This window comes from Rhodanobacter sp. L36, from assembly GCF_009765755.1.
Lineage (GTDB): Bacteria > Pseudomonadota > Gammaproteobacteria > Xanthomonadales > Rhodanobacteraceae > Rhodanobacter.
Map to the genome: position 1 here is coordinate 63,813 of NZ_LMUV01000002.1, position 12,359 is coordinate 76,171.

Here is a 12,359-nt window from a genome sequence, read left to right on the forward strand (position 1 = left end):
GTACCTGGCTGCAAAGCTGTTAGCCAGTCGCTTCATCACTTACTGCGCCGTGTAGACGATCTCGACGCGACGATTCTTGCCCCAGCAATCCTCGTTGTGCTCGCGGCAAACCGGCTTCTCTTTGCCATAGCTGATCACTTCGAGCTGGCTGGCCGAACCACCGGCTGCCTGCAACGCGCTGGAAACTGCATTGCCACGACGCTCGCCGAGGCCCAGGTTGTACTCGCGCGTGCCGCGCTCGTCGGTGTTGCCTTCGAGACGGATGTGGGACATCGGGCGATCCTGCAGGTACTTGGCGTGGCACGCCATGATCTGCTGGAACTCCGGCTTGATTTCGGTCTTGTCGAAATCGAAGTACACGACGCGCTGACGGAGGCAGGCATCGGTATCGAGATCTTGCGGACCATACTTACCATCCGAGGTCGGAGCCTGGGTCTGGGTGGTCTGCTCTTCAGCCATCGGCGGCTGCGGCTTGACCTGCTTCTTCTGGCAGGCGGCCGCACCCACGCAAAGCAGGGCGACAAGGGCAATGCGAACGGTCTTATTCATGGTGACGTTCCTTACGGGTTGAGTTCCGACAAACGATGACGATCAGGGTAAACATGCAGCGCGCCGGTGGGCCGGCTGTTATTTGCCAATTATAAGGGCCGGCAACGCACGATGTGCATTGCCGGCCCGACTGGCGTGACGCGATGAAGCGCCACGTCCGAATACCGAAACGCGCCAATGACGCTGCTCGGGCCCTGTCCCTGGGCGGGTTATACCGTCGCATTTTCACGCGACGACATGGATAAATCAGTGCTGCCGGTATGGACCCCAGGCCGGTTCGCGCACGTCGCCATCGGAAAGAACAAGGCGCTGGCGAACGTTGCCATCGGCCGACACGGAGTACAGCACGCCGCGGCTTCCCTCGGTGGCGGCGTACAGCAGCATGCTTGCGTTTGGTGCGAAACTCGGGGATTCGTCATAAGGGCCCGGCGAAACGAATCGCACTTGGCCGCCCAGACTCTGATCCATGATCGCTATACGATACACGTTCCCGTTGCCCTGCACCATGGCGATCTGCTTGCCGTCGTAGCCCACCGAGACATTCTGGTTGTTCTGCCCCTGGAAACTGATCCGCTGAGCTGCACCGCCGCTGGCGGAAACCTGATAAATCTGCGGGCGACCGGAGCGATCCGACGTGAAGTAGATGGTCTGGCCATCCGGAGCCCAGACCGGCTGGGTATCGATCGACAGGCTGTTGGTCAAACGCGTTTCTTCGCGAGTCGCCATATTCAGCGAATAGAGCTCGAGGTTGCCCACGAAGGACAACGCCACCGCCAGCTTGCTTCCATCCGGAGACCACGACGGTGCGCCGTTGATGCCCTTGCGATGCGATTCGATCAGCTGGCGCGAACCGGTCGTGATGTCCTGCACATAGATGTTGGAGTTGCCGCTCTCGAACGAAACGTAGGCGATCTTGTTGCCGTCCGGCGACCAAGCCGGCGACAGCAGCGACTCCTTGGAGCGCGCCACGACCTGCGGGTTGAAACCATCCGAATCCGCAACGAGCAGTGAATAGGTCGTGTTGTTGCCCAGGCCCACCGCGGTGATGTAGGCGATGCGCGTCCAGAACGCGCCGCGCACGCCGGTAATCTTCTGATAGATGATGTCCGCGATCTGATGAGCCACGTTACGCAGATCACCCGCCGGTGCCGGCGGCATCGCCTGCGACAAGAGGCTCTGCTGCTTGTTGACGTCCCACAGTTCGTATTCAACCTGCACCATGCCGTTGCCGGCATCCTTGATGCGGCCCACGGTGATGTAATCCTGTTTCAGCAACCGCCACGTCGCGAACTTGATGTCCGAACCTTGTGCCGGCGCTTCGACGATGTCGCTCTTGGCAAGCGAACGGAATTTGCCCGAACGATTGAAGTCGCTGCGGATCACATCGCCGATATCGGTGGCCATCGACGCTCCGCCCTGCTGCGCGAACGGGACGATAGTGATCGGTATGGCCGTCTTGGTGCCGCCCACGATCTGTACGTTCAGGGGCTGGGACTGGGCACTGACCTGACCGGCGAACAACGCCATCAGGGCAACCAGTACGACGGCGAAGCGGGAAGTTAGTTTGCGCATGGGCTTGATCATTGCGGCCTGAAGGTGAAGGTGAGGTTGCGCTGGAACACTTTTTCGAAGCCCTTGTACGGCAACGTCTTGGTACGCAGCACCGCATTTTCGACCGAGCGCCGGCCGGCGTCGTCATAAGGACAACTGGAATCAGCCGTGGCGCTCAACACGTCGCCGCCCGGCGATTGCACGATGTTCACCTCGCAAGACGCCGAGGCTATGTTATCCGGCCGCAACCAATTGGGCGTGACCGCATTCTGAATGGCCGCGGCGTACTCGGAACTCAAATCGCTGTCCGCGCTGTTGGTGCCGCTTTGTACCTGATGCGCATCCGGCAGGTCGGGTTGCGAATCGTCCGCTGCGCTCTTCAGGTCTTCCATCTGTTGCTTGGCCTGCTTCGCCTTGTTGTCCAGCGTCTTGGTTTGTGCCGAAGCGGCGTCCATCTTGGCGAACAACGCATCGAGCTTTTTCTTCTGCTCTTCTTTCTTCGCTGCCTGCGCGTCGATTTCCGACTGTCGCTGACGTTCCTTCTCATCCTGCAACTGCTTGGCGTCGTCAGCCTTTTGCGGCGCGTCCTCCACCACTTTTTCCTGATCCTTCACGTCGATCTGTTTCGGCGGAGGCGGCAGCGTTTTCACCACCGGCGTTTCCGGTTGCGGCGGGGTCGGCGGCGGCACAGCGGGCGGAGGCGGCACGGTATTCGGAATCGGCTTGGCCTTCACCGCCTTGGGCGGCGGGCTGCCGGTAGGGCCGATGAAAACGGCCTGGATCACCTGCCCCTGCAACTGCAAGGGTTTCGAACAGGTGATCGGATTCATCGACGCCGGCAGGCCCAGCGCGGTGATGAAGTTTTCATAGCTTGTGCAAGGCAGGATCGCGAGAAACAGGAACGCGACGATGCCGATGTGCAGGATGGCGGAGACAACGACCGCCTTCGACGTGCCCTTACTTTCGTCCATTGGACGTCTTGCCCTGGTTCGACTCGCCCGGCTGACCCATCAGGCCCACCTTGGAGACGCCTGCCTGCTGCAGGTCCGCCAGCACCTTGAACACGCCGCCGTAGGCGCCACGCTCGTCGCCGCCGACCAGCACGCTGACGTCCGGATTGACCTGCACGAACACGCGCACCTTGTTCTTGAGGGTCTCCTCGTCGACCAGCTCTTTCTTCTCGCCGCTGAGCGTCAGGTACAGCTGCCCGTCCTGCAGCACGGAAACCAGCACCGGATCTTTTTTCTGCTCGAGCGATTTGGCATCGGCCTGTGGCAGCTGCACGTCGACACTGGAATTCATCATCGGCGTGGTGACCATGAAGATGATCAGCAGCACCAGCATCACGTCGATATACGGCACGACGTTGATCTCGGATTTGAGCTTGTAGCGCTTCTGTCGCCGCGGAGTGGCCATGACGTACTCCGCTCAGACCACGTCGTCGGTCTGGATCTGACGCTGCAGCACCGAGGAAAACTCTTCCTGGAACACGTCATAGCGCGAGGCGATACGCTCGACCTTGGTGGCGTAGCGGTTGTACGCCCACTGCGCCGGGATGGCGGCAAACAGGCCCATCGCGGTCGCGATCAGCGCTTCGGAAATATGCGGGGCGACCACGGCAATCGTCACGTCCTTCATGTCGCCCAAGCCCTGGAACGCGCCCATGATTCCCCACACGGTGCCGAACAGACCGACGTACGGGCTGATCGAACCGACGTTGGCGAGAAACTCCAGGTTGCGTTCAAGCCGGCCGATTTCGCGCGTACCGGCGACCTGCATCGCGCGCTCGGAACCCTCGACCACACTGCGCGTGTCGTGCGTCTTGCGCTGGCGCTGGCGGGCGAATTCGCGAAAGCCGGATTCGAAGATGTTTTCGATGCCGCCATTGCTGGCACCGCGATTGCTGACTTCGCGAAACAGCTGAGCCAGATCGCCGCCGGACCAGAAGCGTTCCTCGAACGCCTCGGCGTTTTCCATCGCCGCCTTGGTCTGCGAATACTTGCGTACGATGATCACCCACGACATGAAGGAGAACACCAGCAGGACGGCCAGCACCAGTTGAACTGGCAGGCTCGAGTCCGCGATCAGCGAGAAAATGTTCAGTCCACCGTTCATTGCTTGAGTGTTCTCCGCCCGTGGGCTTGTGAGTCAGGTTGCGCGTGAATCTTCAAGGATCAGTCGCAGGAATCAGGTCGTTCGGGATCGGGGCCGCACGCATGCGATGCATGTCCACGCAGGCCACACGCACCGTCGCGCGAATCAGGCTGCTGCCGTCCGCGCGCGTGATCGTCTGGGTGAACAGGATACTGGCTGCGCGCCGTTCTTTGACTTCCACTGTTACCGACAGTTCATCATCCAGCAGGGCGGCCTTGAGGAAATCGATCTGCATGTCGCGAACCATGAAAGCTAGCCCGGTCGCCTGCTTGAACGCCGACTGATCCACGCCGAGCGATCGCATCCACTCGCTGCGTGCACGTTCCATGAAACGCAGGTAGCTGGCGTGATAGACCACGCCGCCGGCATCCGTGTCTTCCCAATAGACACGTACGGACCAGCAAAAGGGCGAAACGGGATGGACGTCTGCAACGGGCATTTGATCGTCCTCAGCTTTCGACAAACAGATCGCCCGCCTGTGCCTGACGCGGCGGCGGCACCAGACCGAGATGGCGCCAGCCCTTCGCGCTCACCATGCGGCCGCGCGCGGTACGAATGAGATAACCCTGCTGGATGAGATACGGCTCGACCACGTCTTCCAGCGTGCCGCGATCCTCGCTGAGCGCAGCGGCCAACGACTCCACACCGACCGGGCCGCCATCGAAATTCTCGATGATCAGGCTGAGCATGCGTCGATCCAGTTCGTCGAAACCTTCGGGATCGATCTTCAGCATGTCCAGCGCGGCGTTGGCGACGACCAGCGTGATCTCGCCGTCGGCGCGCACCTCGGCGTAATCGCGCACGCGACGCAGCAGACGATTGGCGATGCGCGGCGTGCCGCGTGAACGGCGGGCGATTTCCTGAGCGCCTTCCATCGCGCAGACGATGCCGAGAATCTTCGCCGCGCGGCGCACGATGGCGGTGAGCTCTTCGGCCGTATAGAACTCCAATCGCAGCACGATGCCGAAACGGTCGCGCAGTGGTGCCGTGAGCATGCCCGCGCGCGTGGTCGCGCCGATCAGTGTGAACGGCGGAAGGTCCAGCTTGATCGATCGCGCGGCAGGCCCTTCGCCGATCATGATATCGATCTGGAAATCTTCCATCGCCGGATAGAGCACTTCCTCGACCACGGGCGACAAGCGGTGAATTTCGTCGACGAACAAGACGTCGTTCGCTTCAAGGTTGGTCAACAGCGCGGCCAGATCGCCCGCGCGTTCGAGCACCGGGCCGGAAGTGGATCGTACGTTGACGCCCAGTTCGTTCGCGATCACGTGGCTCAGCGTGGTCTTGCCCAAGCCCGGCGGGCCGAAGATCAACACGTGATCGAGCGCACCACCGCGTTTCTTCGCCGCCTCGATGTAGATCGACAACTGTTCGCGCACTGCCTGCTGGCCGAGATACTCGGACAGCCGCTTCGGCCGGATGGTGGCTTCCAGCGCCTCGTCGTCGAGCTGGGCTGCAGCAGTGATGATGCGGTGTTCGGTCATGCGTGGATTATGCGGGGAACGGGGAACGGGGAACAGGGAACGGAATCTGGCGAGAACAGGAAGACGAGCATCGCTCGCTTCGCTCCGTTCTAGATTTCCACCTGCGCGCCGAGTTCGATCAACCGGTTGCCGGGGATCTGGAAGAACGCCGTGGCCGGCATCGCGTTGCGCGTCATGAACACGAAAAGCCGATCGCGCCAGATCACCATGCCCGGCCGGCGACGGTCGGCGACGATGTTTTCGCGCGAGAGGAAAAACGTGGTGTCCATCATGTCGAACGGCAGGCCTTCGCTACCGCATATCGAAAGCGCCAATGGAACATTTGGATCTTCCGCGAAACCGAAGCGCAGTTCGAGCGTGAAGAAATCCCCGTGCAGCGACGTGAGATGGATGCGCTCGCCCGGTTCGGCCAATGGCGTTTCCAGCACCTCGACCGTCAGCAGGACGTTGCGCTCGTGCAGCACCTTGTTGTGTTTGAGGTTGTGCAGCAACGCATGCGGCACCGAATCCTGATTGCCGGTGAGAAACACCGCCGTGCCCGGCACACGATGCGGCGGATGTTCACTGATCGCGTCGATGAATGGTTTCAAGGCAAGCCCTGACTGCTTGATCTCGCGCATCAGCAGTTCGCGGCCGCGACGCCACGTGGTCATGGTGGTGAACACGACCACGCCCAGCGCCAGCGGAAACCATCCGCCGAATTCGATCTTGATCAGGTTGGCGCTGAAGAACGACAGATCGATCAGCAAAAACAGTGCGCCGACAGCGATCACCAGAAACCGGTTCCAGCCCCATTGATAGCGCGCGACCACCAGCGCCAGCAGCGAGGTGATCGCCATGGTGCCGGTGACGGCGATGCCGTACGCCGCGCCCAGATTGTCGGACGAGCGGAATCCGATTACCGCCAGCATCACCATGATCAGCAGGAAATAATTCACCCAAGGCACGAACACCTGCCCCGACATTTCGCTCGACGTATGCACCACCGACATGCGCGGTGAATACCCCAGTGCCATCGCCTCGCGCGTCATCGAGAATGCGCCGGAGATCACCGCCTGCGACGCGATCACCGCGGCCACGCATGCGAGCGCGATCATCGGCATCCGCAGCAGGTCGGGCACCATGCGGACGAAGGGATTGTCGATCGCCTGAGGGTGGTCGAGCAGCATGGCACCCTGCCCGAAATAATTGAGTACCAGCGCCGGCAGCACGAAGCTGAACCATGCCAGCCGGATGGGTTTCTTGCCGAAATGACCCATGTCCGCATACAGCGCTTCGGCACCCGTCAACGCCAGCACCACGCCGCCCAGCGCGAGGAACGCACCGAATCCGTGTGTCTGGAAAAACCGCACGCCGTGACGCGGATCGAGCGCGTACAGCACATGCGGATTGCGCGCGATCATGTGCAGCCCGAGCAGCGCGATCGCAACGAACCACACCACCATGATCGGCCCGAACATCCGCCCGACGTGTGCGGTGCCGCCGCGCTGGATGAGAAACAGAAACAGCAGGATGACCAGCGAAATCGGCACCACCCAATGCGAAAGATGCGGCGCGACCACCTTCAGGCCTTCGACCGCCGACAGCACCGACATCGCCGGCGTGATCACGCCATCGCCATAGAACAGCGATGCGCCGAAAATACCCAGGATTGCGATGATCCAGCGCAACCGCGGCTGCTCGCGCACGCTGCGTTGGGCCAGCGCCATCAGCGCCATGATGCCGCCTTCGCCCTTGTTGTCCGCGCGCATGATGAACACGACGTACTTCAGCGACACCACCAGAATCTGCGCCCAGAAGATCAGCGACAGCACGCCGTAGATGTTTTCCGGCGTGGGCATCATGCCGTCGTGCGTCAACGTCTGGTTGAGCGTGTACAGCGGGCTGGTGCCGATGTCGCCGTAAACCACGCCGATCGCGCCGAGTGCCAGCGCCGTCATGCGGGACGGCCGTTCGCCGGAAATTGCGGTAGATGTCATGGTCGGGATGGAATCATCGGAAGCGAAGGACGAGGCAGGATGAACCTGGTCTGTGTCAGATTTCCACCTGCGCGCCCAGCTCGATCAGCCGATTGCCCGGAATCTGGAAGAACGCCGTAGCTGGCAGCGCATTGCGCGCCATGAATGCAAACAGCTTGTCGCGCCAGTGCGCCATGCCGGCGCGGCGCTCGTCGGCGACGATATTTTCGCGCGACAGAAAGAACGTCGTATCCATCAAGTCGAAGCTCACGCCCTCGCGCGAACACGCCGAAAGCGCGAGCGGAATATCCGGGTCTTCAGCGAAACCGAAGTGCAGTTCCAGGCCGAAGAAGTCGTCGCCGAGCGGCGTGATCTGAATGCGCTCTTCGGTGTCGGCCATCGGCGTTTCGAGAATGCCCACGGTCAGCAGCACGTTGCGCTCATGCAGCACCTTGTTGTGCTTGAGGTTGTGCAGCAGGGCATGCGGCACGGCGTTCTGGTCAGCCGTGAGAAACACCGCCGTGCCCGGCACTCGGATCGGCGGATGCTCGACCATATTCTGGATGAAGGGCGCCAACGCGAGGCCGCCCTGCTTGATCTGTCGCACCACCAGTTCGCGACCGCGCCGCCAGGTAATCATCACCACGAACATCAGCACGCCGAGCACCAGCGGAAACCAGCCGCCCTGCAGAATCTTCAGCGTATTCGCACCGAAATAGCTCAGGTCGATACACAGCAGAGTCAGGCCCAGCACGACCACCAGCGCGCGACTCCATTGCCACATGCGGCGCGCCACGATCATCACCAGCACGGTATCGATCGCCATCGTGCCGGTCACCGCAATGCCGTACGCGCCCGCCAGTGCGTTGGACGAACCGAAACCCACCACCGTCGCGATCACCGTCACCATCAACGCGCGATTGACCCACGGCAGAAAAATCTGCCCGATCGCATGGCGTGAGGTGTGTACCACTTCCATGCGTGGAAGGAAGCCAAGCTGGATCGCCTGCCGGGTGACGGTAAACGCGCCGGAGATGACCGCCTGCGACGCGATCACCGTCGACGCCGTCGCGAGCGCGATCATCGGATAGAGCGCCCAGTCGGGTACCGAGTGATAGAACGGATTGGCGATCGCTTCCGGATGCGCAAGCAGCAAGCCACCCTGCCCGTAGTAATTGAGCAGCAGCGCCGGCATCACGAAGCAGAACCATGCAGCGCGAATCGGAAAGCGGCCGAAATGTCCCATGTCGGTGTACAGCGCCTCGGCACCGGTCACGCACAACACCACCGAACCGAGCGCAAGCGCGGATGCGGTTCCGTGAGTCACAAAGAAATTCACCGCGTACCACGGGTTGATGGCATAGAGCACGCGCGGCGCCGCAATGATGTTCGACACGCCGATCACGCCCAGACACAGAAACCACAGCACCATGATCGGGCCGAATACCATGCCCACGCGCGCCGTGCCGCGCCGTTGTATCCAGAACAACCCGAGCAGCACGACCACGGTGATCGGCACCACCAGATGCCGCAGACCCGGCGCCGCTACTTGCAAACCTTCCACCGCGGAGAGCACGGAGATTGAAGGCGTGATGACACCATCACCGAAAAACAGCGCCGCACCGAGCAGGGCCATCAACGTGATCATCCGACGCAAGCGCAGCGAGTTGCCGCTGGCGCGCTGGGCCAGCGTCATCAGCGCCATGATGCCGCCTTCGCCCTTGTTGTCGGCGCGCATCACCAGGCTCACATATTTCACCGCCACCACCATGATCAACGACCAGGTGATCAGCGACAGGATGCCGAGCACGGTGTCCGGCCGCGGATGCAGGCCGTGCTCGGGCAGAAACGTTTCGTGCATGGTGTAAAGCGGGCTGGTGCCGATGTCGCCGAACACCACACCGATGGCACCGAGGATCAGCGCCGACTTGCCGCTGCGATGCGATGCATCGGCTTTTTCATCCACGAAAGGCTGCTGGACGTCCGTCTTTGCTTGCTGGGTCATGATCCGGATTGCCTAGCTGCCGAGCGCCGCGCGCAACGCCTTGCGGATGATCGCTTCGGCACTGTCGCCGTCGGCCGCCACTTTCTGCACCAGCCGGCTGACTTCCACCGGCTTGTAGCCGAGTTGCTGCAGGGCGACGGTCGCTTCGCCAGCTGCGTCAAGCGGCGCATCGCTGCCGCGCATCGACGTTCCCGACAACGTGGACAGGCCATCGATGCGATCACGCAACTCCACCACGATACGTTCCGCCGTCTTCTTGCCGATGCCGGGAATCTTGGTCAGCGCGACGACATCGCCCGCCTGTACCAGTCGCGCGAAATGATCGACCGACACGCCGGAAAGCACCGCCAGCGCGATCTTCGCGCCGATGCCACTGACCTTTTGCAGATTCCGAAAGAGCGTGCGCTCCGCTTCGTGAAGAAAACCGTACAGCGCCACGCTGTCTTCCTTCACCGCGTAATGCGTGAGCAGGATCACTTCCTTGCCGACGGCCGGCAGGTCGTAGATCGTCGACATCGGCGCATCGAGTTCGTAACCGACGCCGCCGACTTCGATCATCAGTGACGGCGGTTGCTTGGAAATGAGGATGCCGCGCAGACGTCCGATCACCGGCGTCGCCTCCATGCCGTGCGCGGAATACCCACGCGCTCGAGGCTGGAACGTGTATGTGCATGCGTGACGGCGATCGCGAGCGCATCGGCGGCATCCGCCTGCATCGGGCCCTTGAGGCCGAGCAACACATTGATCATGTGCTGCACCTGGGTCTTGTCGCTGCGGCCGCTTCCCACCACGGACTGTTTCACTTCGGTTGCCGCATATTCGTGCACCACGATTCCCCGACTGACCACTGCACAGATCGCGGCGCCGCGCGCCTGCCCCAATTTCAGCGCCGAGTCCGGATTGCGCGCCATGAACACGCGCTCGATACCGCACTCGTCCGGCTGATGGGCGGCGATGATGTCACACAGCTCGTCAAAGATGCGTTTCAGCCGCAGCGGAAACGTGGCTTCACCGGCGACGACCAACGCGCCGTGAAAGACATGCGTGAGTTTGCCGACCGCGTCGACGTCGATGATGCCCACGCCGGTACGCTGACTGCCCGGATCGATGCCAAGGATGCGCGTCATGGTTGCGATGCGAAGGCGCAGGCCTTCGACTTATTCGGCAGCCTCGGCGGGCAGCAAAGCGTTGTGCGAGACCTCGCTCACGTCATCCAGCGCATCGAGTTTGTCGAGCAGGATGTGCAGCGTTTCGAGTGCTTCGCCGGACGCTTCGACGCGATTGTTCGGACGCATCACCACGCCCGCATGCACGGCGCTGAGCCCGGCGTCGATCAATGCCTGCTGCACCGCTTCGAAATGGTCCGGCGCGCACAGAACGGCGCTTTCACCATGTTCGTTGACGACATCATCGGCGCCGGCTTCGAGCGCCGCCTCGAGTATTTTTTCTTCCGCGGCTTCGTCGCCGTTCGTGGCAAAAACAAGCTCGCCGCAGCGGGTGAACTGGAACGCCACCGAACCGCTGGTGCCGAGATTGCCGCCATGCTTGGTCAACGCGTTGCGTACATCGGCCACCGTGCGCACCGGGTTGTCGGTGAAGCAGTCGATGATCAACGCGATGCCGCTGGGGCCGTAACCCTCGTAGCGCAATTCTTCCATGTGCGCGCCGCCGTCGGCACCGGAGCCGCGCTTGACCGCGCGGTCGATGGTGTCGCGCGTCATGTTGGCGGATAGCGCCTTGTCGATGGCGGCGCGCAGGCGCGCATTGCTGGCCGGATCGGCGACACCGGCGCGCGTGGCCACGGTGATTTCGCGGATCAGCTTAGTGAACACCTTGGCGCGCTTGGCGTCTTCGGCGTTCTTGCGACCTTCGATGGACGGGCCTCTACCCATGACGTTGCCTGCACTTGGATCGGATGGACAAGCGGACAATTTTACCTGAATTCGACCGGTGTGCCGGCCGAACGGATTCGCCGGTACCGCGCGCGATCACTCCGTGCCCGGCGCGAACTGGCCGTTTCGCAGGAACAGCGCCACCCGCTGCGCCACGTCGACCGAAAAAAGCAGGCCGGTGTGATTGGCTTCCACGACGCAATGATCGGTAAGCCCCGGCAGCCGCGTTTCGTCGACGGACACGGTGCCGTCGTGCTCGCCCTCGAAATGACCGAGTACGGCACCAAGGCCGAGCGGCATGCGTCCGGCGATCATGCCGACCTCGCGCGCACCCTCCCATCGTTCGAAACCTTGTTCGAGCAATTCGCGGTTGTGGCCCAGCAGCACTTCGCCACTGCGACCCCAGTTGGCGAAACCGCGCGCCGCGGCGCTGCCGAGCAGCGGCGAACCGAGACAGACGATGCGTCCCTGCGGCAGCTCGTTCGCGTCGAGACAGGCGCGCAACGCGAGCAGTCCGCCAAGGCTGTGACCGACCAGATGCACGGCGTCCGCATCGGCATCCAACGCCAGATCGTTCATGCGTGCGTGCAGGCGATCGAGGATGCGCTGCTGCGTGGCGGCGACGCTCAGGTAATCGAACCGGTGCACGCGGAAACCCGCTTCCATCAGCCGACGATGCAGCATCGCCAGCGCGAAGCCGCGCATCCACAAGCCATGCAGCAGGATTACATGATCAGACATGCGTCAGGCCGGAGCGGATGCG

13 protein-coding genes are annotated in these 12,359 nt (G+C 62.2%); all 13 read right to left on the reverse strand.

Features of this window, described 5'->3' with window-relative positions; translation table 11 throughout:
* Positions 1-39: 39 nt before the first annotated feature.
* On the reverse strand, positions 40-549 hold the full coding sequence (pal, locus tag GSQ73_RS00285; RefSeq protein WP_158879700.1) for a peptidoglycan-associated lipoprotein Pal: 510 nt from the start codon (positions 547-549) through the stop codon (positions 40-42).
* A gap of 246 nt (positions 550-795) precedes the next feature.
* The gene (gene tolB / locus GSQ73_RS00290; RefSeq protein WP_158879702.1) at positions 796-2,121 is read right to left on the reverse strand and encodes a Tol-Pal system beta propeller repeat protein TolB; all 1,326 of its coding nucleotides are present in this window, start codon (positions 2,119-2,121) and stop codon (positions 796-798) included.
* Positions 2,122-2,129: 8 nt separating this feature from the next.
* Positions 2,130-3,071, reverse strand: a complete 942-nt coding sequence (locus GSQ73_RS00295; protein ID WP_158879704.1) for a cell envelope integrity protein TolA — start codon at positions 3,069-3,071, stop codon at positions 2,130-2,132.
* Positions 3,058-3,516, reverse strand: coding sequence for a protein TolR (gene tolR, locus GSQ73_RS00300; protein ID WP_158879706.1), 459 nt, complete (start codon positions 3,514-3,516; stop codon positions 3,058-3,060). The genes GSQ73_RS00295 and tolR overlap by 14 nt, the downstream gene beginning before the upstream one ends.
* 12 nt (positions 3,517-3,528) lie before the next feature.
* Positions 3,529-4,215: a protein TolQ gene (tolQ, locus tag GSQ73_RS00305; protein WP_158879708.1), complete on the reverse strand. Its 687-nt coding sequence runs from the start codon at positions 4,213-4,215 to the stop codon at positions 3,529-3,531.
* Positions 4,216-4,267: 52 nt separating this feature from the next.
* Positions 4,268-4,693, reverse strand: coding sequence for a tol-pal system-associated acyl-CoA thioesterase (ybgC, locus tag GSQ73_RS00310; protein WP_158879710.1), 426 nt, complete (start codon positions 4,691-4,693; stop codon positions 4,268-4,270).
* Between the two features lie 10 nt (positions 4,694-4,703).
* The gene (gene ruvB, locus GSQ73_RS00315) at positions 4,704-5,741 is read right to left on the reverse strand and encodes a Holliday junction branch migration DNA helicase RuvB (RefSeq protein ID WP_158879712.1); all 1,038 of its coding nucleotides are present in this window, start codon (positions 5,739-5,741) and stop codon (positions 4,704-4,706) included.
* A gap of 89 nt (positions 5,742-5,830) precedes the next feature.
* A complete protein-coding gene (locus GSQ73_RS00320) occupies positions 5,831-7,720 on the reverse strand; it encodes a potassium transporter Kup (RefSeq protein ID WP_254063226.1) in 1,890 nt (629 codons plus the stop codon).
* A gap of 55 nt (positions 7,721-7,775) precedes the next feature.
* Positions 7,776-9,704 (reverse strand): potassium transporter Kup, encoded by a 1,929-nt coding sequence (locus GSQ73_RS00325; RefSeq protein WP_158879714.1) that lies wholly within the window; start codon positions 9,702-9,704, stop codon positions 7,776-7,778.
* A gap of 12 nt (positions 9,705-9,716) precedes the next feature.
* Entirely contained in the window at positions 9,717-10,313 is a 597-nt protein-coding gene (gene ruvA, locus GSQ73_RS00330; protein WP_158879716.1) for a Holliday junction branch migration protein RuvA, read from the reverse strand.
* Complete coding sequence (gene ruvC, locus GSQ73_RS00335; protein WP_158879719.1) at positions 10,310-10,831, reverse strand: crossover junction endodeoxyribonuclease RuvC; 522 nt, start codon at positions 10,829-10,831, stop codon at positions 10,310-10,312. The genes ruvA and ruvC overlap by 4 nt, the downstream gene beginning before the upstream one ends.
* A gap of 30 nt (positions 10,832-10,861) precedes the next feature.
* Complete coding sequence (locus GSQ73_RS00340; RefSeq protein ID WP_158879722.1) at positions 10,862-11,596, reverse strand: YebC/PmpR family DNA-binding transcriptional regulator; 735 nt, start codon at positions 11,594-11,596, stop codon at positions 10,862-10,864.
* 96 nt (positions 11,597-11,692) lie between these two features.
* On the reverse strand, positions 11,693-12,337 hold the full coding sequence (locus GSQ73_RS00345) for an alpha/beta hydrolase (protein ID WP_158879725.1): 645 nt from the start codon (positions 12,335-12,337) through the stop codon (positions 11,693-11,695).
* Positions 12,338-12,359 lie beyond the last annotated feature (22 nt).

Coding starts and splice junctions, on each gene's coding strand:
- GSQ73_RS00325 (WP_158879714.1), bottom strand. CDS start 9,704: ATGACCCAGCAAGCAAAGACGGACGTCCAGCAGCCTTTCGTGGATGAA.
- ybgC (WP_158879710.1), bottom strand. CDS start 4,693: ATGCCCGTTGCAGACGTCCATCCCGTTTCGCCCTTTTGCTGGTCCGTA.
- ruvC (WP_158879719.1), bottom strand. CDS start 10,831: ATGACGCGCATCCTTGGCATCGATCCGGGCAGTCAGCGTACCGGCGTG.
- GSQ73_RS00295 (WP_158879704.1), bottom strand. CDS start 3,071: ATGGACGAAAGTAAGGGCACGTCGAAGGCGGTCGTTGTCTCCGCCATC.
- GSQ73_RS00340 (WP_158879722.1), bottom strand. CDS start 11,596: ATGGGTAGAGGCCCGTCCATCGAAGGTCGCAAGAACGCCGAAGACGCC.
- GSQ73_RS00345 (WP_158879725.1), bottom strand. CDS start 12,337: ATGTCTGATCATGTAATCCTGCTGCATGGCTTGTGGATGCGCGGCTTC.
- tolR (WP_158879706.1), bottom strand. CDS start 3,516: ATGGCCACTCCGCGGCGACAGAAGCGCTACAAGCTCAAATCCGAGATC.
- GSQ73_RS00320 (WP_254063226.1), bottom strand. CDS start 7,720: ATGACATCTACCGCAATTTCCGGCGAACGGCCGTCCCGCATGACGGCG.
- pal (WP_158879700.1), bottom strand. CDS start 549: ATGAATAAGACCGTTCGCATTGCCCTTGTCGCCCTGCTTTGCGTGGGT.
- tolQ (WP_158879708.1), bottom strand. CDS start 4,215: ATGAACGGTGGACTGAACATTTTCTCGCTGATCGCGGACTCGAGCCTG.
- tolB (WP_158879702.1), bottom strand. CDS start 2,121: ATGCGCAAACTAACTTCCCGCTTCGCCGTCGTACTGGTTGCCCTGATG.
- ruvB (WP_158879712.1), bottom strand. CDS start 5,741: ATGACCGAACACCGCATCATCACTGCTGCAGCCCAGCTCGACGACGAG.